The organism is Aquimarina sp. AWH4_224, assembly GCF_056160245.1.
In genome coordinates this window covers 298,566-320,433 of record NZ_JBSWWU010000001.1, presented here as the reverse complement: position 1 = coordinate 320,433, position 21,868 = coordinate 298,566, and the positions used below count along the sequence as shown (strand labels likewise).

21 protein-coding genes are annotated in these 21,868 nt (G+C 35.1%); 11 read left to right on the top strand and 10 right to left on the bottom strand.

Translation table 11 applies throughout. The features are described 5' to 3' along the window. Positions 1 to 5 precede the first annotated feature (5 nt). The 3 genes from ACXAGJ_RS01420 to thrC are packed head-to-tail and all read left to right on the top strand — an operon-like array spanning position 6 to position 2,604. A complete protein-coding gene (locus tag ACXAGJ_RS01420) occupies positions 6 to 935 on the top strand; it encodes a homoserine kinase (RefSeq protein WP_474836459.1) in 930 nt (309 codons plus the stop codon). Further along, positions 935 to 1,303: a RidA family protein gene (locus tag ACXAGJ_RS01415; protein ID WP_474836457.1), complete on the top strand. Its 369-nt coding sequence runs from the start codon at positions 935 to 937 to the stop codon at positions 1,301 to 1,303. The genes ACXAGJ_RS01420 and ACXAGJ_RS01415 overlap by 1 nt, the downstream gene beginning before the upstream one ends. Positions 1,304 to 1,314: 11 nt before the next feature. Further along, positions 1,315 to 2,604 carry a threonine synthase gene (gene thrC, locus ACXAGJ_RS01410; protein ID WP_474836455.1) on the top strand — a complete coding sequence of 430 codons (1,290 nt, stop codon included), beginning with the start codon at positions 1,315 to 1,317 and terminating at the stop codon, positions 2,602 to 2,604. Between the two features lie 33 nt (positions 2,605 to 2,637). Here thrC and ACXAGJ_RS01405 read toward each other — a convergent pair whose 3' ends face one another. Further along, positions 2,638 to 3,522, bottom strand: coding sequence for a M28 family metallopeptidase (locus tag ACXAGJ_RS01405; RefSeq protein WP_073313409.1), 885 nt, complete (start codon positions 3,520 to 3,522; stop codon positions 2,638 to 2,640). 97 nt (positions 3,523 to 3,619) lie between these two features. On the opposite strand from ACXAGJ_RS01405, the gene ACXAGJ_RS01400 reads away from it, so the two are divergent. The 4 genes from ACXAGJ_RS01400 to ACXAGJ_RS01385 all read left to right on the top strand — a co-directional run bounded on the left by ACXAGJ_RS01400 (position 3,620) and on the right by ACXAGJ_RS01385 (position 7,385). Beyond that, positions 3,620 to 4,204 carry a hypothetical protein gene (locus ACXAGJ_RS01400; RefSeq protein ID WP_474836453.1) on the top strand — a complete coding sequence of 195 codons (585 nt, stop codon included), beginning with the start codon at positions 3,620 to 3,622 and terminating at the stop codon, positions 4,202 to 4,204. 89 nt (positions 4,205 to 4,293) lie between these two features. Continuing rightward, entirely contained in the window at positions 4,294 to 5,325 is a 1,032-nt protein-coding gene (gshB, locus tag ACXAGJ_RS01395) for a glutathione synthase (RefSeq protein WP_474836451.1), read from the top strand. Then, positions 5,318 to 6,148 (top strand): N-formylglutamate amidohydrolase, encoded by an 831-nt coding sequence (locus tag ACXAGJ_RS01390; RefSeq protein WP_474837121.1) that lies wholly within the window; start codon positions 5,318 to 5,320, stop codon positions 6,146 to 6,148. Before gshB ends, ACXAGJ_RS01390 begins: the two co-directional genes overlap by 8 nt. A 79-nt stretch (positions 6,149 to 6,227) precedes the next feature. Next, on the top strand, positions 6,228 to 7,385 hold the full coding sequence (locus tag ACXAGJ_RS01385) for a flavohemoglobin expression-modulating QEGLA motif protein (protein ID WP_474836449.1): 1,158 nt from the start codon (positions 6,228 to 6,230) through the stop codon (positions 7,383 to 7,385). Positions 7,386 to 7,397: 12 nt separating this feature from the next. Here ACXAGJ_RS01385 and ACXAGJ_RS01380 read toward each other — a convergent pair whose 3' ends face one another. From ACXAGJ_RS01380 to ACXAGJ_RS01350, 7 genes are all read right to left on the bottom strand, one after another. Continuing rightward, on the bottom strand, positions 7,398 to 7,967 hold the full coding sequence (locus ACXAGJ_RS01380) for an NUDIX domain-containing protein (RefSeq protein ID WP_474836447.1): 570 nt from the start codon (positions 7,965 to 7,967) through the stop codon (positions 7,398 to 7,400). A 197-nt stretch (positions 7,968 to 8,164) separates the two neighbouring features. Continuing rightward, positions 8,165 to 9,652 carry a RagB/SusD family nutrient uptake outer membrane protein gene (locus ACXAGJ_RS01375; RefSeq protein WP_474836445.1) on the bottom strand — a complete coding sequence of 496 codons (1,488 nt, stop codon included), beginning with the start codon at positions 9,650 to 9,652 and terminating at the stop codon, positions 8,165 to 8,167. Positions 9,653 to 9,664: 12 nt separating this feature from the next. Next, entirely contained in the window at positions 9,665 to 13,192 is a 3,528-nt protein-coding gene (locus ACXAGJ_RS01370; protein WP_474836443.1) for a SusC/RagA family TonB-linked outer membrane protein, read from the bottom strand. Positions 13,193 to 13,278: 86 nt separating this feature from the next. After that, positions 13,279 to 14,253: a FecR family protein gene (locus ACXAGJ_RS01365; RefSeq protein WP_474836441.1), complete on the bottom strand. Its 975-nt coding sequence runs from the start codon at positions 14,251 to 14,253 to the stop codon at positions 13,279 to 13,281. Positions 14,254 to 14,311: 58 nt separating this feature from the next. Further along, entirely contained in the window at positions 14,312 to 14,887 is a 576-nt protein-coding gene (locus ACXAGJ_RS01360; protein WP_474836439.1) for an RNA polymerase sigma-70 factor, read from the bottom strand. Between the two features lie 218 nt (positions 14,888 to 15,105). Continuing rightward, positions 15,106 to 15,510 carry a lipocalin family protein gene (locus tag ACXAGJ_RS01355; RefSeq protein WP_474836437.1) on the bottom strand — a complete coding sequence of 135 codons (405 nt, stop codon included), beginning with the start codon at positions 15,508 to 15,510 and terminating at the stop codon, positions 15,106 to 15,108. A 63-nt stretch (positions 15,511 to 15,573) separates the two neighbouring features. Continuing rightward, positions 15,574 to 15,990 carry a DUF3052 domain-containing protein gene (locus tag ACXAGJ_RS01350; RefSeq protein WP_474836435.1) on the bottom strand — a complete coding sequence of 139 codons (417 nt, stop codon included), beginning with the start codon at positions 15,988 to 15,990 and terminating at the stop codon, positions 15,574 to 15,576. Between the two features lie 229 nt (positions 15,991 to 16,219). Here ACXAGJ_RS01350 and gcvT point away from each other — a divergent pair, with 229 nt between their 5' ends. The 3 genes from gcvT (at position 16,220) to ACXAGJ_RS01335 (ending at position 18,674) form a co-directional block, all read left to right on the top strand. Continuing rightward, complete coding sequence (gene gcvT / locus ACXAGJ_RS01345) at positions 16,220 to 17,302, top strand: glycine cleavage system aminomethyltransferase GcvT (RefSeq protein WP_474836433.1); 1,083 nt, start codon at positions 16,220 to 16,222, stop codon at positions 17,300 to 17,302. Between the two features lie 84 nt (positions 17,303 to 17,386). Further along, complete coding sequence (locus tag ACXAGJ_RS01340; RefSeq protein ID WP_474836431.1) at positions 17,387 to 18,202, top strand: sugar nucleotide-binding protein; 816 nt, start codon at positions 17,387 to 17,389, stop codon at positions 18,200 to 18,202. A gap of 58 nt (positions 18,203 to 18,260) precedes the next feature. Continuing rightward, positions 18,261 to 18,674: a thiol-disulfide oxidoreductase DCC family protein gene (locus ACXAGJ_RS01335; RefSeq protein ID WP_474836429.1), complete on the top strand. Its 414-nt coding sequence runs from the start codon at positions 18,261 to 18,263 to the stop codon at positions 18,672 to 18,674. Between the two features lie 486 nt (positions 18,675 to 19,160). Here ACXAGJ_RS01335 and ACXAGJ_RS01330 read toward each other — a convergent pair whose 3' ends face one another. After that, on the bottom strand, positions 19,161 to 19,334 hold the full coding sequence (locus ACXAGJ_RS01330; protein ID WP_474836427.1) for a hypothetical protein: 174 nt from the start codon (positions 19,332 to 19,334) through the stop codon (positions 19,161 to 19,163). 241 nt (positions 19,335 to 19,575) lie between these two features. Here ACXAGJ_RS01330 and ACXAGJ_RS01325 point away from each other — a divergent pair, with 241 nt between their 5' ends. Then, positions 19,576 to 21,459 carry a mucoidy inhibitor MuiA family protein gene (locus ACXAGJ_RS01325; RefSeq protein WP_474836425.1) on the top strand — a complete coding sequence of 628 codons (1,884 nt, stop codon included), beginning with the start codon at positions 19,576 to 19,578 and terminating at the stop codon, positions 21,457 to 21,459. Here ACXAGJ_RS01325 and ACXAGJ_RS01320 read toward each other — a convergent pair. Beyond that, complete coding sequence (locus ACXAGJ_RS01320) at positions 21,456 to 21,860, bottom strand: hypothetical protein (protein ID WP_474836423.1); 405 nt, start codon at positions 21,858 to 21,860, stop codon at positions 21,456 to 21,458. The two genes, ACXAGJ_RS01325 and ACXAGJ_RS01320, sit on opposite strands and share 4 nt — an antisense overlap. Positions 21,861 to 21,868: the final 8 nt, after the last annotated feature.

The following is a 21,868-nucleotide window of genomic DNA, read 5'->3' as shown; positions in this document are numbered from 1 at the left end:
TGGAGATGAACAAACGTATTAAAGTATTCGCTCCTGCTACTGTAGCCAATCTATCCTGTGGATTTGATGTGTTAGGATGTTGTTTGGATACTGTAGGTGACGAAATGGTGATTTCCCTGCATGAAGATCCAGGTGTAAAAATCACCAAAATCGAAGGTGCTGATCTCCCTGTAGAAACACACAAAAATGTAGCAGGTGTTGCTGTCGAAGCTATGCTTAAAAAGTACGATCGCCCTCTGGGAGTAGATATAGAAATCTATAAAAAAATAAAAGCAGGAAGCGGTATCGGTAGTAGTGCTGCCAGCAGTGCCGGAGCGGTTTGGGCGGTTAATCATTTACTAGGCAACCCTTTTTCACCTTTGGATCTTATTGCATTTGCTATGGAAGGAGAAAAGCTGGCAAGTGGTAATGCTCATGCGGATAATGTAGCCCCTGCCCTTTTGGGTGGCTTTACCCTCGTACGTAGTTACACTCCTCTCGATGTGATTAAATTACATACTCCGGAAGATTTAATGATGACCGTAATTCATCCACAAATCGAGGTGAAAACTTCAGATTCTCGTTCTGTAATTAAATCCAATATCACCCTCAAAGATGGGATTCGGCAATGGGGAAATGTTGGTGGGCTTGTAGCTGGATTGTATACCGAGGATTATAACCTTATTGGTCGTAGTCTGGAGGATGTCATTATTGAGCCATTGCGATCCATTCTGATACCCGAATTTAATGCAGTAAAAGAAGCTGCAATGAGTAAAGGAGCTCTTGGATGTGGTATTTCAGGATCTGGACCTTCGATCTTTGCGCTTAGCAAAGGAACTGAAACAGCTAATCATGTTGCTGCTGCAATTCGAGAAGTGTATGATACGACGGGACTTGCGTTTGATATCCATGTCTCAAAAATTAATGATCAAGGCGTTAAAATAATCGATTCATAATGAAAGAAATAAAGAAAATAAGTACTGGAGCTCCCTGGGAAAATATTGTAGGATATTCAAGAGCTATCAAAATAGGTGATACTATTGAAATTTCCGGAACCACCGCCAGCGGAGCAAATGAATATGAACAAACTGTAGGTATCATCAAAATTGCTGAACAAGCATTAAAGGATCTTGGAGCAGACCTTAATAATGTAGTACGTACAAGAATGTACTGTATCGATATTTCAAAATGGGAATTGATAGGAAAAGCACATGGAGAATTTTTTAAAGAAATACGACCTGTTACTACTCTAGTAGAAGTATCTAAACTCATTGATCCCGAAATTTTGGTCGAAATTGAATTTTCGGCTGTACTCAACCATTAATCTGCTAACAAATGTTATATTATAGTTTAAATCATAATGCACCAAAGGTTTCCTTTTCTGAAGCTGTTATCAAAGGTCTAGCACCGGACAGAGGCCTATATTTTCCAGAAAACATAACTCCCTTGCCCGATAGTTTTTTTGAAACTATTGATACGCTGGATAACATTGAAATTGCTTTTAAGGCGATCCAACAATTTGTAGGTGATGAAATTCCTGAAGAAGAACTCAAAGATATTTTGAAAGATGTTCTGAGCTTTGATTTCCCTGTAGTAGATATCCAAGAAAACATAGGTACATTAGAATTGTTTCATGGTCCCACCATGGCTTTCAAAGATGTAGGTGCTCGTTTTATGGCAAGGTGTCTGGGTTATTTTAATCAACATAATAAAAACAAGGTTACTGTTTTGGTAGCCACTTCTGGCGATACAGGAGGAGCGGTAGCAAAAGGGTTCTTAGGAGTCGAGGGAGTCGAAGTTGTGATTCTCTATCCCAAAGGAAAAGTAAGTGATATTCAAGAAAGGCAGTTGACAACTCTTGGTCAAAATATTACCGCATTAGAAGTTGATGGCGTTTTTGACGATTGCCAGGACATGGTCAAAACTGCATTTCTAGACACTAGTATTACTGATAGTGTTCAACTAACTTCAGCAAATTCAATTAATGTAGCCAGATGGCTTCCACAACTATTGTATTTTTTGTTTGCCTATAAGCAAGTAAAACATAAAGGAAAGGAAATTACATTTTCGGTTCCTAGTGGTAATTTTGGAAATATTTGTGCAGGTATCGTCGCTAAGAAATTAGGTCTCCCGGTAAAGCATTTTATCGCTTCTACCAATATCAATGATACCGTTGTTTCGTATTTGAAAACCAAAAAGTATGAGCCTAAACCTTCAAAGGCAACCATATCAAATGCAATGGATGTAGGTAATCCTAGTAATTTTATTAGAATTCAGGAGTTGTTTGACAATAATTTTGAAGTATTAAAGGATTCCTTCTCTGCATATAGCTTTGATGATCAACACACCAAAGAAGCAATGAAAAGCGTATATGACACTAGTGGTTATATCACAGATCCTCATGGTGCAGTAGGATATTTAGGTTTAAAAAAACATCAATTAAATGGGACAGACTATGGCATTTTCCTGGAAACTGCTCATCCTGTAAAATTTCTTGATATTGTTGAAGACACACTGAATGTTACTGTTGACATTCCTGAACAAATTCAAAGTGTTCTTGATAAAGAAAAGCAAAGTATTTCTATTGATAGTTATCAAAAACTAAAAGAGTTCTTACTGCAGTAAGAACTCTTTCGTTATAAAATTTTCCGATCTTTCTTATTCCGTGGCTAATGCCTTCATTACATTATAGGTAATCTCTGTAGTTGACGCCAAATATTTAAAATTAACCGTCGTATACTTGTCCTCGCTTTGTCTAACAAAAGGAGAATTATCTGCATTTTTTAATTCTGCTGTAAGAGTAACTGTTTCATAACCAAAGTTAGAAAAGAATCTACTTTCTGGAGTAGCTACTTCACGCTTATACACAGGTACTGGAGATTCGATACGATATAAGGATTCCAAGCTAATGCTAGACGCCAATAGTTCTATCGCACGATCTTCGTCATTATCCCATCCCATATAATCTGATCTGTGCATGGAGTGTACGTTATATCCATCGGTTTGTAATTTTTTGGTAAATATTCGAGTACCAATCATATTACTTTTCCAATGATCAAAGAATACAACCATAAAGTTTTTATTTCGAACATCTAGTTCTGCAATTTTTTTAGCCACATAAAAAGCAATTGCAACACCTGTTGCGTTATGAACTGCACCAGGGCTTTTCTCTACGGTATCATAATGTGCACAAATCAACACCCATTCGTCGCTACCATTGGTAGCAGGAATTTCTGCATAAACGTTATTTCCGTTATATTGATTTCCCTTTTTGTCTTGAACGTTATAATTTTCCTTCACTGGTTTTAAACCAATGTCTTTTAAAGAATTTACTAAATAGTCGGCCGTTGCTTTTCTCTCGGCATTGGTAAATCTACTGCTTAGTTTCTTTTTACCCTTAATAGGTTCGTGCCCAGTAAGTTTGGCAACGATGTCCCTCTGGATATTAATGATCTCGGCTTCTCTTCTATCCTGTTCAGTTTGAGCTGGGGCCACCTGAATCACGAAAAAGAGCAATAGTAAAAATGTTCTATAATAATTCATTTTGTAGGTTTTGTATTCCATTTGCTTTAACACAAATCTATGAAAATTCTATAATAATACAATTTAGTACTTTTAGCACTAAAATAATACTTCAAAAATGAAATTGACAAAAACCATACCTTTTTTTATATTTTTTTTATTATTCTTACAATGTAGCCCAGAAAAATCTGTCAAAAACAAGCTTTCTGCACCAGATGGCTGGAGAAGTGAAATTCTTCAACTTCCCTTAGATTTTGCGCCTTCATTAGCATATACCGGTGTAGAGTACGTACAATTTGCTCCTGGATGGGGAACCGAAGGAGCAAAGGATTATTTTTCTTATGTTTTTTTGTGGGAAATTGATCAAAATCCAAGTTTAACCACAAAAAAAATAGAAAAAGAGCTTGAAATGTATTACGACGGACTCATGAATATCATTGCAAAATCCAACGATAATGAGAATCAAATCCCAAAATCAAAGGCTTTTTTCGAAAAAATCGATGAAACAACCTTTGTCGGTAAAGTGTTAACTTATGATGCTTTTATTACAAAACAACCCGTTGAGCTTTTCATTATAGTAAATCACACAACCTGTCAAAAGGAAAACAAACATTTAGTGCGTTTTGATATTTCACCGCAACCTACAAGTCATCCCGTATGGAAAAAATTAAATAAAGTGGGGGTTAACATCGAATGCGAATAATAGTTTGAAAAGAGAAGAAACTTTATTATAGGTTTTTTCTTGATTTTCTAATAAAAAACGTAAATTTTCACATTCAAAAATCGTCTATAATGAATGTTTGCTTTTTAATGTATCCATGGGAAGAAATAGATCCTGAAAATGATACTTCCCTAACACTTATTCATGAATGTGCTAAACGAGGACATGGTGTTGCTCTTGCTACTCCCTATAATTTGACGATTAGGGACAGTGTTACCTTCTCTTTTTGTAAAGTAATCAATAGAGCCGAAAAGATATCTTCTTCAATGAAATCCTTTCATGCCAAAACTACTTTTAGGGATGAAATGCTGCCGTTGGCTGGATTTGATGTTATCATTTTACGTAGTAATCCTCCTCTGGATATGATCATGCTTAACTTTTTGGATTCGGTAAAAGACGATGTTTTTATCATGAATGATATCGACGGTATCCGTAGATCCAACAACAAGCTATATACCGCAGCATTTGATGATTTGGAAACTCATTTTATTCCTAAAACTCATGTTACCAAAAACAAAGAGTACCTTATCAAGATCATCAAAGAGGCTCCTAACGACAAGATGATATTGAAACCATTAAATGGTTTTGGTGGTTCTGGAGTGATCCTGATCGAAAAAGGAGCGATGAGAAGTATCAGATCTTTGCTGGATTTCTATATCGATAACAAAGATGGATCTAGTAATTATGTGATTCTTCAGGATTACATAGAAGGTGCAGATCAAGGTGATGTACGTATATTGATCCTCAACGGGAAACCCATCGGAGCTATGCGAAGAATTCCAGGGGAAGATGATCACAGATCTAATGTAACCGCTGGAGGTTCTGTAGTAAAACACTCACTAACGAAGACCGAAAAAGAACTTTGTAGAAAGATTGGACCCAAATTAGTTAAAGATGGGTTGTATTTTGTAGGGATCGATGTTATTAATGGAATGTTGGTCGAAGTAAATGTGATGAGTCCTGGAGGAATTACATATATTAATAAAAAATATAAAGTAAGACTACAAGAAAAGGTAGTTGATTTTATCGAAGATAAGGTAGTGCAACGTGTAAATAGATTCGATCGCAAAGCGAAACTCAGAAAAACTGTAGATGATGCTTAAACTATCCATTGAGGATATTATTGAAAAAATACACCGGGAAGAACCTTTCCATGCTGTTTCGAACGACTATTCTTTTACTTTGAAAATCGAGGCTTATGACTATTATGTGTGTGCAGCCGTACATGATGGCCATCAATTTCGAAAAGAGCTTTGGGAGTACTGCCTACATTCTGAATACGATCGTTGGTATGAAGAGGATCCTGCTACCCGACAAATGGTACAAAGTCATCCTATCGTTATCGCCGGATGTGACTCAAGATTTGAATATGATTTAAACAGATCTCCTGAAATTGCGGTTTATGAGGATGCATGGGGCAAAAAGCTTTGGAAAACACCTTTACTACCTGAAATAAAGCGTCGATCTCTTGAAAAGCATCATAATTTTTACAAAGTTGTTCAGGCTTTGATTTCAAAAATCGAGTCAATACATGGAGCTGCAATCGTTTATGATATGCACTCGTACAACTGGCGGCGATGGGATCGAGAAGTGCCTATTATCAACTTGGGGACCAAAAATATTGATCACACCAAATACGATGCCTTTGTACAATCTTGGTGTAATGCGCTGTCTAACATAAAGCTTCCACATATTGAGAAAACATCTGCGGCCATAAATGATACCTTTCAAGGGAATGGTTATTTTCTAAAATACATCACCGAAAACTTTGAGAACACTCTGGTGCTCGCTACGGAATTTTCGAAAATATATTGCGATGAACTGAATTATATTCTATATCCTGAAGTGGTTCACGCTATAGAAACACAGTTAAAAACCATACTCCCCGATCACGCAAAATCATTTTTTGATCGATTCATTGATTAAATGCTAACCTATTTGTTAATCTGCATTTTTTGCAGTTAGTTTGTGATTCTCGAATCCTTAAAGAATCAACGACAAGATAATGATTGAAGATGTTGTAGCTACCTATAGTGATCTTTTTAAGATCGATCAAAATTTGGATCGTCTGGTCAAGAATATTGAATTACTCAATTTTCTTAATCCTTTGAATATTGAGCAGGAAAAAAAACTGTTTTTTACCAGCAAATACCGGAAAAATCCCACTTTCAAATATCGCAAGATCAAGTTTAACCCTTATAAAATGCAGCGATTATTTTTTGATCAAAAATTAGAGCGTATCGAGGATAGACAGATCAGAAAGCTATATCAAGATATTATTTACGAATATTCTGGCCTGATACAATGCATAGAAACCATAGGGAGCGGAAAGAATTTTTATTACAATTCTTTAAAAGTATTTGGAACACCTAAGGAGCGTGATGTAGAAAATGCTCGTTTTATTCTTCATTTTGAGGACGAACCTGTTCCTGACAGTATGATCAAGAAGTACTCTGTTGATGAAGCTGAAAGTTATTTCAATGAGTTTTCAGAACGATATGATTTTGATTTTAATATCAAAAAATCCACGCATATTTCGGCTTCTGCTATGGTATTAAACGCTTCTGAAACGTTGGTATTAAAAAGGAATTACAAATTCAGTGAAAATGAGTTAAAAGTACTAGCCAATCATGAAATTGGAGTACATATGGTGACTACTTTCAATGGAAAAAGTCAACCGCTAAAAGTATTCTCAAATGGTTTTGTAAACAATACGGAAACTCAGGAAGGGCTAGCAGTATTTAGCGAATACATGTCAGGAAGCTTGACTTTGAAAAGAATGAAAGAACTTGCCTATAGAGTTATTGCTGCTGATAGTCTGATCAAAGGATACGACTTTAAAGGTACTTTTGATTTGTTATATAGCCAATACAAATTAGATCGCGAAGCTGCTTGGCAGATCACACTTAGAGTGCATCGAGGAGGTGGATTTACCAAAGATTACTTATACCTTACCGGATTAAAGAAAGTATATGATTACTACCACTCTGAGCAGGATATGAATCTATTACTTACCGGTAAAGTGACCTTAGAAAATAAAGATAGTATCTTACGTTTACAGGAACTGGGGCTTGCCAATCGCAGTAAGCATGTTACCGATTCTTTTGCTCAAAATTTGAATACCAATAAAAAGCTGGATTTTATCCTAACCAATCTTAAATAGTATATCTATCTCCTAAATTTTATGAAGCAAATACCATTGTAAAGCAATGACTGTTTTTGCATCGTTGATGGTTCCTGATAGTAAAAGCTGTTTGATTTCTGAGATACTGTATTTGTGTAGTTGGATATCTTCGTCTTCATGTATATTTCCTCCTCCATTACCTGTTTTATCACTTTGATTTACTTCTGCATAATATAAAATCATTCTTTCTGTGGTAATTCCTGGCGAAGTATAACAAGTAACCATATGCTCAAGATTCTTGATCACATATCCCGTTTCTTCATATACTTCTCGAATAGCAGATTCCTGATGATCCTCTCCTACTTCTATTCCTCCAGCTGGAATTTCTAGGACCCAACCATCACCATGATGAATGCTGGGATATCGAAATTGTTTAACCAGAATAATTTGTTTCGTATCTTTTTCAAACAATAATACCGTCGCAAAATCTCCTTTATCCAAACATTCTCGATCATAAGTAACACTACTTGCTCCGTCAAAACGGTCGTGTTTGATCCAGGCTTTTTTTATTCTCAAAAAATCCTGGTAAACAGTCATCTCCTTTAGAATATGAAATTTCATATTTTAAAAGTACAGATTAATTTATCCAGAGATCTAAAAAAACTTTGTTTTTTAAAAGCAAATGGATAAAGCAATGCTTTAATCATCAAAACACTTTGATAATGAGTCCAATGTTTTTTACAAAACAATTGAACTCATTACAAAAGGCTAACACAAACTAAACAATTATATAATTCAGTTTATTAATTAAGGCTTAATTACAATGGATTTTGCCTTAATAAAGGGTTAGCATCCAATGCGCGTTGAGGAATAAGCCATTGCCATCTGTTATCGCCAGCAGGAACGTCGAAAACGACTGCCAGAGTTGTAGAATGGTTTGCACCATTTCTATTAAGCACGGCATTTGTTCGTTTTAGGTCATAAAACCTAAAACCTTCTCCCCATAATTCCCAACGCCTATGTAGTAAAATTTCGTCAATCAAAGCTGTTCCTGTATTAGTTGATCTGGTATACGCTGGGTCTCGCTCGGCACCAATCACCAAGAGAACATCAGCAGCTGTAGGATCATTTAATCTCGCCTTTGCTTCAGCTTCAATCAAATACATTTCAGAAACCCGCATATAGGGTACATCCATCCTACTATCTCCTACTCCTTCAGCAATAAACTTTTGACTGGTAAATGGTCGTTTACGATGTCTTGATGAAATTACAACTCCAGGAGGTAATACATCATGATCTCCGGTGGGATCGAACAATGATTTTCGTACATCAGTATCAGACATGGTATCGTACAATAGACTATTAATAGCCTTTGGATTACCTCGTATGTTAGAAGAACTGAAGTTCCTAGAAATAAAGGCTCCAAAATTACCAAAGGTATCACTTTGGTCTTCTACGATATGGCTTCCCCACATCCATTCATCACTTTCGTAATCACTAAAATTATTAAAATAGTCATCTCTTGACATCAACTGATACCCAGCCCTGGCCATTTCAGCAAAATCCGCAGCAGTAGCATAGTTTCCTTGTACCAATGCCACCCTAGCTTTTAATCCTTGTGCTACACTCTGATCCAAGTGAGATTTATTTGGTCTGCCGTATCCATCCAAAAGTATGATGGCTTCATCCAGATCTTCGTTGACTTGAGTATACACTTCTTCAACGGTAGAACGTGGTAATGGTTCAAATGCAGTAGTTAATACAATAGGTACTCCCATTTGATCATTTACTTGGCCCGTTTGGTATCGAATGCCGTATAACTGGACGAGTTGAAAATGTGCCCAAGCTCTATATACCAAAGCCTGTCCTTTGGCTGCATTTCTTTCTTCGTCCGGCCCCATAGCATTGTCGGCTCCGTTGATTACTGTATTAGCATTTCTAATAATTCTATAATAAGTTCTATAAGGAAATAAATCATCGGCATCTGCAGCATTGGTATGATCATTCCACTGATATGCATTTATAAACCAACCATTAGCTCTTGAAGTCATTACAAAATCATCCCCAAGCACTTCATTTTGTAACATAAGTGCTCCTACTCCTGTTCTCCCTTGCGAGCCATACCTAATATACAATGATCTATGTATACCATTAACAATGGTAAATAAGTTGGTAGTTGTTGCCGTCGCTTCTTCTATAGAAACTGATTCTGTGGGTGTTTCATCCAAGAAATCCTCTGAGCAAGAATTAAATACAAGACCGGATAAAACCATACTGAACATCAATAATCTTCTATATGTTTTCATGATTTCTTTTTTTTAAAATATTGCGTTGAATCCTAATGAAATTACTCTTGAAGGAGTAAATCGGTTTGATGTAGTACCATTAAACCTTTGACCAGGTTCAAGACCTTTGCGTTCATTAATTACAAAAATATTTTCTCCACTTACATATATTCTAGCATTTGCAAGTCCCAATTTGTTCACCAAATCCTTGTCAAAATTATATGACATATTCACTTGTCGTAGCGCAAGGAAATCTGAATTCACCAGCCATCTATCAGACGCCGCACCGAAAGCAGCTGTTTGATTTGCATCTAATCTAGGCACATCGGTAATATCTCCTGGTCGTTGCCAACGTCTCAAGATATCAGTACTTAATGCTACTCCAAACTCACCAGATTCCATAAGATTAGCATAGTTTGTATCATAGGTCTGTCCTCCTATTTGATAGGTAAATGTAAATCCAAGATCAAAATTCTTATATCTAAACGTATTGGTAAATGCTCCAAACAAATCTGGAACAGCAGTTCCAACAAAATCTCGTAAAGCCTTGTTTTGATTGGTGGTCACAATTGTTCCATCAGTAGCTGTTCGAACATCACTATCTCCAATAGCACCAAGTTCTGGGTCTAACACAAACAAACCAGAACCATCATCTGGATCTACACCATACCAATCTCTAAGGAAAAAGGCAAAAATATCACCACCTACGACTAGTTTCTTAGTACCATTAATGATTTCTTCTTGCGGTAATTCTGTAATCTCATTAGCTATTGTAGCCGCATTTATATTTAATTTCCAATCAAAATTTGCACTATTGATGATCCCAAAATTCAAATCAAACTCCCAACCATTATTGACCATGCTACCGATATTATCGGGTTTAGTATCCAAGCCAGAAGCTGTTGGAATTGGCACTAGAAATAATAAGTCTTTTGATTTTCTTCTATAATATTCAATCGTTCCTGAAATTCTGTTATTCAAAAATCCAAATTCTACTGCAGCATCAGATTGAATATTGGTTTCCCAGGTGATATCTGGATTACCAGTAGTAGCCGATAAAATACCTCCTTCTAATTGATTATTAAATCCAAGGTCAAATAATCCTTGACTAATATAAAAATCACTTACTCCAGCGGCATCTAGCAGGTTATCATTACCAACCTCCCCGTATGAAGCTCTTATTTTTAATAAATTAATCCAGTCTACACTACTAATAAATGCTTCTTGATCCAATCTCCATGAGGCACCAACTGAAAAGAAATCTCCCCATCGGTTACCATCGCTAAATCTTGAGGAGGCATCTCTTCTATATGAGCCGGATAAATAATACGTATTTCGGTAATCGTAATTAAAACTCCCGAAATATCCTTCTCTTGTTAATCTTCGAGTATTGGAGTCTACATCTTGAGTGGTTGTAAAATTGATCAACTCAATATTACCATCCACTACTTGCCCTCTTCTGTTTGCGGTAAAAAAGTTTCTTTCGGTATCAAAACTTTCGTGTCCTAATAGTACACTTATACCATGTTCACCAATGCTTTTGTTGTACCTCAAAAGTTGATTATAATTGATGGTTGTGTTAGTAATTTCATCTTTTTCAGCTACTCCATCCGGAGCTCCATCTCCAACTATTGGATTGTTAAACTGGATATTACTAAAAAAACGCTTATCCATAGCGGCGTTAAACGTAAAAGTAAAGTCATTCAAAAACTTAAACTCTGTATAAGCTCTGGCGTTTACCGAAAATATCTTATCAGAATCCCTATTCAATATCGTTTCTTGAATTACATTTCTTCCCGCAGAACTTCCTACCCTACTATTACTACTATCAAATTGTCTGTTTCCATTTTCATCCAAAACAAAAGCTCCTGTATCAGCATCGTGTAAAAACACAGGATATATCGGTGCAATTAATCTCGTTGTACGGAACGGGTTTACTAAACTGGTATTTCCTCCATCGTTAGCATTATTCGATTCTGATGAAGCTACTGATAAATTGATCCCTGTTTTAAAATTTTTGTGTAGCTGACTATTGATATTTATTCTACCTGTAATTCTTTCAAAATTTGAATTGATGATATATCCATCCTCTTCCAAATAACTTAAAGATGCAAAATAGTCTGTTGTCTCACTAGAACCACTATAAGAAAAATTCAAGTTTGAGCGGTATCCTGTGCGTACCAAAAGTTCTTGCCAATCCAGATCATCATATCGCAAACTGGCATTTGGATTAATATTCCCATCGGGTAATACAATTTGATCGTTGGGAACATTAAATGGATTGATCCCCAGTTCTTCAAAAATCTCGTCGGTAGCTTGTTGATTTGCTTCTGCTAGAGGGGTATTACCAGAAATAGAGAGACTATTTCGCAACGCTTCCCACATGGCTTCATAATATTGAGCTGGATCTAATCTATCATATTCTCCTATACTTCTTGTACTTACACCTTGACTTATATCTATAGAAAAAGTATCTTTTCCTTTCTTACCTTTTTTCGTAGTAATAATTACCACTCCGTTGGCTGCTCTACTCCCATATAATGAGGTAGATGCTGCATCTTTAAGTATGGTCACATTGGCAATATCATTTGGATTAAGACTGGAAAAATTACCTACAAATTCGACACCATCAACCACGATTAATGGGCTATTAGATGCATTAATAGAACCAAAACCTCTAACTCGTATAGCAGGACTAGATCCTGGCTGCCCATTTGCTGGAGTAATCTTTACCCCTGGAGCTGCCCCATCTAATACAGTAAGTACATTAGTTACTGGTCTTCTTTCTATATCCTCGGATTCGATTTGTGCAATTGACCCCACTACAGAAGATCTACTAGCCGTACCATAAGCTACCACCACAACTTCATCAAGGGTACTAACATCTTCTTGCAGCGTGACATCTATCCTATTCTTATCAATACTAATTTCTTGAGTAACAAATCCTACATAAGAGAATACCATGGTTTCTCCGAAATTAGCATCCAGTTCGTAGTTCCCATCAAAATCGGTTAACGCTCCTCTGTTCGTTCCTTTTATCGCCACATTAACACCAGGTAGAGGAACACCATCGGATCCTCTTACTGTCCCTCTAATTCGATTTTGAGCAAAGCTGAAATTAGTAGGCATTGCAGATCTTTGTATCGAATTTTCCGCATTCTTCTTGATGTAATCTAACACCTTTTTAAAGGTTTCTTCTGAAGTTTTTCCATCATGTGGAAAAAGCACTATTTGATTTTTATAGATGCTGAAATCAATATTTGTCCCTATAAATAAATCGTTTAGGATTCTTTTTACCTTTTCGTTATTCACCGTAAGTGATACCTTTTTGGAGATATCTATCAAACTGTTGTTATAAAAGAAACGAAATTCACTCTTTTCTTCAATTTCTTCGATAGCTACTTTTAACGTAGCCTCTTTTAACGAAATCGAAATATTCTGGGAATAAGTATTGAATGAAAATAACTTCGATAGGGTAATACAAATAAGTAGCGAGTAGATTTTCATAATTCTTATGAGATGTTTTCTCGACAAGAAAACTCCCGAATGGTTTTTTTTCATAATTTTGTTTGATTTTAATTATTTCAATTCTGAGTTTAATTAAATGACCGATATGAAGAGGGTGCTGCAACACCCTCTTTTTTTTCTTATTCTGAGTTTAGCATAATTTTATTGTTTTTACGTTTATAATCTATTGATGAAGAAAGTTTGATCAGCTCCAGAACATCTTCTAAACTTAAGTTGTCAAACTCTCCCGTATATCGATAATGCAATAACGAATCTGATTCTATTACAAATTCAACATCATACTTTCGCTTTAGATCCAGGACTACTTGTTTTAATGGAGTTTTATCAAACACTAATTTTCCTTGTTTCCAGGCAACAATTTTATCAGAATCAACTTGATCTATTTTGATATCACTTTCTTCTTTATGAAATGTAGCTCTTTGAGAAGGAGTTAATACAACAGGCGCTTCAATCTCTTCTTGAATCACCTCTACTTTACCGGAAACTAAAGTTGTTTCTATTTTATCATCCTTGGGATATGATTTTACATTAAAAGAAGTTCCTAGTACTCTTACTTTTAAGCGATCTGTTTGCACTATAAAAGGTTTTGTGACATCTCTTTCGATATCAAAATATGCTTCTCCTTTTAAGGTTACTTGACGTAAAGTATCACTAAAGTTTTCGGGATAAGAAATCGAACTTCCCGAATTTAATATTACTGTAGATCCATCTGGTAAGTTGATGGTTTTCTGTCCGCCATAATTTGTCGCTATATTTTTTACAACAACAGTAGAAAATTTATCCTGATTTACAATTAGACCATCATTCTGAAAATAAGTATAAGATTGCCAAATCAGCAAAGGAAGTAATATCACTGCAACAGCTGTTTTGTACAAATTGTTTTTCTTCTTATTTCTTTTAGAAGAAAATTTCTTATAACTTGAGCCTACATCTTCATGATCCAAACGATCAAGATTGGATGCGACGTAGTTGGCTTTAAGAATAGCATAGCGTTTTTGGTGTTCTTTACTTTCTCTAATCCATTTTAAGATTTCCTTTACTTCTTCTGGACTAGCTTCACCTTTTATATATTTTATGAGTTCCTTTTCCTGCATCTATATATGTGTTATATATATAAAGACGAGAAAAAAAGTATTACCCCCTATTCAAAGTTTAAAAAAAAGATAAAAATTCGCGAAGATGCAGTCTCATATGCTTTAAAGCCTTAGACATATGGTTCTCTACAGTTTTGATAGATATCTCCAATTCTTCAGAGATTTGTTTGTTTTTCAAGCCTTCAATTCGACTTTTTACAAAAACTTTTTTGCACTTCTCAGGTAGCAAATCAATTCCTGCTTGTATCTGAAGTTCTAATTCTTTTTCGATAATTGTATTCGAATCGAGATCTGATAATGCCTGATGATTGATATAAGCCTCAATTTGTGAGACATTATTAGCCAAAGCACTTAGCTTTCCTTTTTTAGATCGTAAATAATCTAAGCACTTATTTTTAGTGATTTTGAAGAGGTAACCATTGATATTTGAAGAAATATTTTTTCTTTTTTTCCAGGCTTTTACAAATACATCTTGTACGATCTCCTCAGCATCTTCTTTGTTGGAAATATAGCTGCTAGCCACAAATAACAATTTGGCATAATAAAGCTCAAAAAGCACTTTAAAAGCCTCTTTGTTTCCTTCATTAATACCTTTAATAAAGTAACTGTTCCTTATGTGTATTTCCCTTTCCAACGATACAATAATACATCATAAAGGTATATATTTTTTTGTTTTCTTAACATTTTACCAACAATCATTTAATAAAAGATGTTCAATTTTCATGAATCCTATTATTATTTAATTTGATTTATGGGAAATCAGCAAAATTTTAAGTCAAAAAACGTTTTGGTTATAAAATCGATGTAGAAATAATTTGCGAATATTATGTTTTTTTGAAGGTTTCTTGTGTACTAATCGACCCTTATATACTTAAAAGCACATCCTTCAATACAAGGGTAATAAATAATTAGATTTAACGTAGTGCGCTCAAAGGTAAGTGTAATCACATCATCCACACAACCGATTTCCAAAGTATTGGTTTCAAACGAAAACGTACCCGTACTTGTCTCCGCAGATTCCGAAAAAATATTACAAAGTGATCCGTTTTCTGACACCACGCTACCAGTTTCAAAAAAAGTGATAGTTTGATTACTTTCTACAGGTTGGAATGTTCCACTACCATCCCCAGGATCGACCAATGCTTCGACCAATTTCCATTTGCCAATAACTATTGCTTTAGGGTTCTGATTATCATCGTCGTTTGAGCAGGAAACAAAGGCAACACTTAATAATAGAATGATGATATGCTTTTTCATGGTATTGATCTTTTATAAAGGAGATGATCTACAAAGAAAAAGGTTGCTTATTGTTCTTTGTTTTTACTTTCTGTCTTTTACTCGGTACATGAACTTTAATCCACTCCAATCTTCATCTACAGCGGCTACTTTAACATCTACCAATCCAATATTCAAGAGGTACTCTCTAATAGGATCTCTTTTCAGATCCGAAGTAATTTTGGAACTACCTTTTGGCCAACTCACCCAAAGCATTCCATTTTTTTTCAAAGCATATTTGTATTCAGGTACTACTTCTTTAAGTGTTTCTAAAGAGGTACAAAAAATATGTATAAAATCAGCCACCTCTTCTGCAACAGCATCAAGTTCCGTCACACCTTCGGGAAAATCTGCGAAAAGCTCATAGTAGTGCTTAGGCGCATTATATAACAATATTGCATTCCCCTTTTTAATACCAAGTTTCTTTGCAAGGGGTGTTCCAGAATATCCTGCTGTTGGCATGATCAAACAGTTTAAAAGTTAGGTATGTTTTCTAAAGATATTAAAAGTTTGGTTAGGGCCGTTCAAAATATATAATCATTGAGATAGTTGTACGAAAATTGCGAATATCATAAGTAGCAGTAAAAGTAGAGCACTTTAGTTAACAATTTATCAAGATTATAACAAAAAAGCATTGTGTAGCTACCCAAAGTTTTTTACATTCGGCCTTCAATTAAATAAGCTGCTAACAATGAAAAATACTGCATTAACAGAAACTCATATTGCTCTTGGCGCCAAAATGGTTCCTTTTGCAGGATATAATATGCCCGTATCCTATGAAGGTGTGAATATAGAACACGAAACTGTAAGAAATGGGGTTGGCGTTTTTGATGTTTCGCACATGGGAGAGTTTTTGATCACTGGACCCAACGCATTGGATCTTATCCAAAAAGTAACCTCTAATGATGCATCAAAGCTAATTGACGGTAAAGCACAATATAGTTGTTTGCCCAACGATAAAGGTGGTATTGTTGACGATTTAATCGTATATAAGATAGCAGACGAAAAATATCTATTGGTAGTTAACGCTTCTAATATTCAAAAGGATTGGGATTGGATCAGTAGTCATAATAGTATGGGTGCAGAAATGCGTGACTTATCTGAGGATTACTCCTTATTGGCGATCCAAGGTCCAAAGGCTGCCGCTGCTATGCAATCTCTAACCTCTGTAGATCTCGAAGCTTTGAAATTCTACACTTTTGAAGTGGCTGATTTTGCTGGTATTGAACATGTAATCATTTCGGCAACGGGATATACTGGAAGTGGAGGTTTTGAAATCTATTGCAAGAATACCGAAGTAAAACAAATCTGGGATAAAGTACTAGAAGCTGGAGCTGATTTTGGAATCAAACCTATTGGATTGGCAGCTAGAGATACACTACGTCTGGAAATGGGATACTGTCTTTATGGTAATGATATTGACGACACCACCTCTCCTATTGAAGCTGGTTTAGGGTGGATCACCAAGTTCTCCAAAGATTTTATCAACGCCGAAGAATTAGGGAAGCAGAAAGAGCGAGGAGCTGAGAAAAAACTAGTAGGTTTTGAATTGGACGAAAGAGGAATCCCTAGACAAGGGTATGATATTGTAGATGGCAATGGAAATGTTATCGGTAATGTAACCTCAGGTACGATGTCTCCATCTTTGGGTAAAGGTATAGGATTAGGATATGTTCCTACCATTTTTGCTAAACCTGATAGTAAGATTAATATTCAGGTTCGTAAAAAGGCAATTCCTGCTACAGTAGTTAAATTACCATTTTACAAAGGATAATTATATAATAAAAGTAATAGGATTAAGTTTCAAGGTTACAGATATGTAATGTTTGAAACTTAATTTTTTTAGCATCGTTTCATTTTGAAAAAAATTCTGATCATAGGAGCCAGTGGTTTTATAGGAAATGCTCTATACAAAGAGCTCAATTCCTATTATGATACCTATGGAACCTATTGCAAGGACAATACGTTCTTTGAAAAAAATCAGAAATTTTTCCAATATGACATGGAATTAGAGGATATTTCTATTCTTCTGGATAATTTAAAACCTGCGATTATTATTTCTGCGATTAGAGGAAATTTCAATTCGCAATTAGATGCTCATCAACGGATCATCAACTGGATCAAAACTCATCGATCAAGATTAATTTTTATGTCTAGTGCTAATGTATTTGATTCTTTTAGTAACTATCCGTCGTATGAATTTGATAAAACGCTAAGTAATAGCGTTTTTGGTAGATTTAAGATTAAAATCGAAAATGCTTTGATGCGTCTTCCTACTTCCAAATATGTAATTGCCAGAGTACCCATGATCTTTGGGCCTGCTACTCCAAGAATTCAAGAGCTAAAAACCTTGTGCGATCTTAAAGCGCCGATAGAGGTCTTTCCTAATGTGATTATTAATGCGACCACCATTTCTAAACTAACTCAGCAAATCCATTATATCATCAATAGAAATAAAAAAGGGATCTTTCATCTTGGGAGTAATGATTTATCATATCATTTTGATTTGATCAAAGAATTATGCGAGTCTATGGTTCTAGAAAATCCTGTTTTTAAACAGGTATACGATTCTAATAACGATAGATATCTTGCTGTACTCCCTAAAGACAACAAACTCCCGAAAAACCTTCAAATAACTACACAAGAAGTTATTGAATCCGTGATTGTGAAATAATACATAACAAAATACTAAAGCGCAAAAGCCACTAAATTATTCGTCGTATCTTTGTATTATGATTGAAGAAGGGAAAAAAATCATTCTTTTTGACGGTGTCTGTAATTTATGCAACGGAGCTATTAATTTTATCATCAAACGTGACAAACACAAAGTGTTTGTGTATGCTTCTTTGCAAAGTGAAATCGGTCAAAAACTAATTGCCGAAAGAAATATTAATACCCAGGAAATAGATTCTATTCTCTTGATTGATCCAGGAATAGCGTATTACCATAAATCTACTGCAGCATTGCAAATCGCAAAACACTTAAGGGGTGGGTATCCCCTTTTGTCTGTTTTTTTAATACTTCCCAAATTCTTAAGGGATTGGGTATATGATATTATCGCCCGAAATAGGTACAAATGGTTTGGTAAAAAGGATAGCTGTATGATTCCTACCCCTGAGCTTAAGGCACTGTTCATTGACCAATAAGAACAAGAGTAACCTATTCGTTGACTACTCCGTAAGAAGAAGGGCTTCTTCTTTTTGCTTTTCTATAGCGGCCTTCTCCTCGTTTATCTTGTTCATATTATCAATATGTATGTAAGATAAACAAAAGATAGCAAAGCAAATTAATAATACTGGTAGTAGTAACCTTTTCATTTTATTTTGGGATTAAAACAATTTGGAACAAAAAAAGACCTTACTTTTTTTACGGTATAAAAGTAAAACCAATATTTAATTCCCATTTCGACTTTTAGTATTCGTAGAGCATGAACTAGAATTCGTCAATCTAGCTAAGTCTTTGTACTTGGATTTATAGTAAAATCATGTAACCTACTAAATACAAACAGATTATAATTTAGGTAATATTAACTAAATTTTTATTTATCCAGTATATATTAAATAACGTGATACTGGACGAATATAAAACATAAATAAGCCCTACTCATTAATAAGAATGGTATCCTTATCTATTCATTTCATTTCTGGAGTAGCGGTATCTAATTGTTCTGTCCCATTTTCAGAATTTATTTTCTTTCGCAACTCTTCAGATTGCGCATCAAGCTTATTTACATTGTCTATATGTACAATACTCAAACATATAACAGCAAATGCAATAAGTGCTAAAGGAAGTAACAGCCGTTTCATAATTATTTTTGTTTATTAGTGTGATAAAGTGATGTTTCAAAAGTATAGATTAGGTAAACACGATGTAAGGGGAGTTTAACTAAAATTAGGGAGGGGAAAATCCCCCTTCTCTATTCCATATTTTCTTGATCGTTTAAGCGATGATCATGTTTACTCAATAAAAATACTACTTCACTCATTTTACATTTCATACGGGTATAGATTAGGATACATTCGTATAGTAACCAAAAATTATACCACTATGAGAGCCTTATTACTATCCATATTACTTTTGATTGCCAACCTTGCGATTGCAAATACTGGAAAAAAGACTGCATCAAATATTGAAGAAGTCACCGTATATCTAACTGGTGCTCGAATAAAAAGAACCGCTGATATTTCTTTAAAACCAGGGACTAACGAAATTTTACTCCATGACCTATCCCCTACAATTAATGAGAATAGTATTCAGATTTCAGGACTTAAAAATGTTTCTATATTGTCAATAAATTTTGGAATTGACTATTTGGAAAAAAGAAAAAATTCTGAAGAGTTAACAGCCCTTCAAAAGCAATTAGAACAATTACTACTTGAAAAAAACAAGCTAGAAAATATCATAACTGGACTTGGTCAAGAAAAAAAATTATTAGAAAACAATCAGCGTATCGCGAGTACAACAGAATCGCTTTCTTTGGAAAAAGTAAAAGAAATATCAGCTTATTATAGAGATAGAGCAATTGAGATTCAGAATGAAACCTATACGCATACACAAAAAATAGATCGTCTATCTGATGAAATATCTGCAATTACCCAGCAAATTGATAAGTTGGATGACGATACCAAAGAACAACGAGGAGAAATCAGAGTGAAACTAGATGCACCGGTAGCTACTACACTAAGTCTTGTGATACAATACAATGTTACCCAAGCGGGATGGTTTCCGTTATATGATATCAAATCCAAAAGTATAAAGGATCCTATCAAAATGGCTTACAAAGCCAATGTATATCAGCAAACAGGAACTCCTTGGAATAACGTAAACATTATACTATCCACTGGTGATCCAAACACCAATAATATCAAACCCAACGTTTCGCCAAAATATTTAAACTTTAGCTATGGTAGTAACCGACAGCAAAATGCAATAAAACGATATGGTTATCAATACAACCCTACTGTAAAGACCATTACCGGAATTGTCCTGGACGATGGTGGATTACCTTTACCCGGTGTAAACGTTATAGAAAAAGGCACTTCAAATGGGACGCAAACTGATTTTGATGGTCGTTACACACTAGAAGTTACTGAGGGTAGAGAGCTTTCATTTTCGTACATAGGGTTTTCTTCTCAATCCCTTCCGATTTATTCTTCGGTGATGAATATTTCTTTAGAAGAAGACGCTTCCGTTTTAGATGAAGTGGTAATTACAGGGTATTCCACTTCTGGGTCATCTGGTCGCTATTCTCCAAGATCTAGTTATGCCAGAAAAAAAGAAAAAAAAGAGTATTATAATGAGGTGGTCGAAGTGAAAGAAGAAGGAATTACCAATACTCGATTCAAAATCAAGAAAAAATACAGTATCCCTTCTAATGCTGATATTACGATAATAGAAATAGATAATTTTGAAATTCGAACAGATTACAATCACTATGTAGCTCCAGAATTAAATGAGAATGTATTTCTAACCGCAAAACTTGCTAATTGGGAACAGTTCAATTTACTTGCTGGAGAAGCCAACATCTACTTTGAAGGTAGTTATGCAGGCAAAACAAATATAGATCCATTGCATACTGCGGACACTTTGACTGTCTCTTTAGGTGTTGATCCTAATATTGTGGTGAAAAGAGAACAACTCAAAAATTTCAAAAGCAAAAACTTTTATGGTAATAGTAAAATTGTAAATCGAGCGTATAAAATCACCATCAAAAACAACAAAAAAAGCAACATAAATATCACGGTAGAAGATCGTATCCCTGTTTCCCAAAATAAAGATATCAAACTAGATGAAATTCAAACAGATCAATCGGTTTACGATTCAAAAAAGGGTATAATGACCTGGAAGCTAGATATGCAACCTAACCAAAAACTGGAGAAACAGTTTTCGTACCAAGTAAAACATCCACGTAGCAGAAGAATTAGTCTTTAACGTCGAAATATAAAACGAAAACCGTCTCTAAAAGTCTCATCTAAGGTAAATTGATTACTTGTGAGTTCAAAATTACCGATGTTACGTCCATCAACCAACATTTCTTGATTACCTCCTTGAGCAGTAATGATCGTATACGTATAGGTCCCTGAAGGGAAAGAATCCTCCAGCGTATTATCAGTATTGTTGTTGGTAATAGTGACGGTTTGGCTACTTTCTTCAAAATCCCAAGTAATTAACCCACTTTCGAAATCATGATCTGTACCCACAAAACCACCTGTAACATTTACCAAATTCCAGACTCCATCTACACCAGTTAGCGGGATTATAACATTAGTATCATCATCTCCACTGCATCCTAATACAATGGTTAATATCGTTATATAGAGTGCCCTTTTCATCTGTAATA

Bases quoted from the DNA above. Each gene is read 5' to 3' on its own strand.
- ACXAGJ_RS01420 (WP_474836459.1), top strand. From the start codon at position 6: ATGAACAAACGTATTAAAGTATTCGCTCCTGCTACTGTAGCCAATCTA.
- thrC (WP_474836455.1), top strand. From the start codon at position 1,315: ATGTTATATTATAGTTTAAATCATAATGCACCAAAGGTTTCCTTTTCT.
- ACXAGJ_RS01320 (WP_474836423.1), bottom strand. From the start codon at position 21,860: ATGAAAAGGGCACTCTATATAACGATATTAACCATTGTATTAGGATGC.
- ACXAGJ_RS01390 (WP_474837121.1), top strand. From the start codon at position 5,318: ATGCTTAAACTATCCATTGAGGATATTATTGAAAAAATACACCGGGAA.
- ACXAGJ_RS01325 (WP_474836425.1), top strand. From the start codon at position 19,576: ATGAGAGCCTTATTACTATCCATATTACTTTTGATTGCCAACCTTGCG.
- ACXAGJ_RS01365 (WP_474836441.1), bottom strand. From the start codon at position 14,253: ATGCAGGAAAAGGAACTCATAAAATATATAAAAGGTGAAGCTAGTCCA.
- gshB (WP_474836451.1), top strand. From the start codon at position 4,294: ATGAATGTTTGCTTTTTAATGTATCCATGGGAAGAAATAGATCCTGAA.
- ACXAGJ_RS01380 (WP_474836447.1), bottom strand. From the start codon at position 7,967: ATGAAATTTCATATTCTAAAGGAGATGACTGTTTACCAGGATTTTTTG.
- ACXAGJ_RS01375 (WP_474836445.1), bottom strand. From the start codon at position 9,652: ATGAAAACATATAGAAGATTATTGATGTTCAGTATGGTTTTATCCGGT.
- ACXAGJ_RS01330 (WP_474836427.1), bottom strand. From the start codon at position 19,334: ATGAAACGGCTGTTACTTCCTTTAGCACTTATTGCATTTGCTGTTATA.
- ACXAGJ_RS01335 (WP_474836429.1), top strand. From the start codon at position 18,261: ATGATTGAAGAAGGGAAAAAAATCATTCTTTTTGACGGTGTCTGTAAT.
- ACXAGJ_RS01350 (WP_474836435.1), bottom strand. From the start codon at position 15,990: ATGCCAACAGCAGGATATTCTGGAACACCCCTTGCAAAGAAACTTGGT.
- ACXAGJ_RS01370 (WP_474836443.1), bottom strand. From the start codon at position 13,192: ATGAAAAAAAACCATTCGGGAGTTTTCTTGTCGAGAAAACATCTCATA.
- ACXAGJ_RS01415 (WP_474836457.1), top strand. From the start codon at position 935: ATGAAAGAAATAAAGAAAATAAGTACTGGAGCTCCCTGGGAAAATATT.
- ACXAGJ_RS01355 (WP_474836437.1), bottom strand. From the start codon at position 15,510: ATGAAAAAGCATATCATCATTCTATTATTAAGTGTTGCCTTTGTTTCC.
- ACXAGJ_RS01400 (WP_474836453.1), top strand. From the start codon at position 3,620: ATGAAATTGACAAAAACCATACCTTTTTTTATATTTTTTTTATTATTC.
- ACXAGJ_RS01385 (WP_474836449.1), top strand. From the start codon at position 6,228: ATGATTGAAGATGTTGTAGCTACCTATAGTGATCTTTTTAAGATCGAT.
- ACXAGJ_RS01405 (WP_073313409.1), bottom strand. From the start codon at position 3,522: ATGAATTATTATAGAACATTTTTACTATTGCTCTTTTTCGTGATTCAG.
- gcvT (WP_474836433.1), top strand. From the start codon at position 16,220: ATGAAAAATACTGCATTAACAGAAACTCATATTGCTCTTGGCGCCAAA.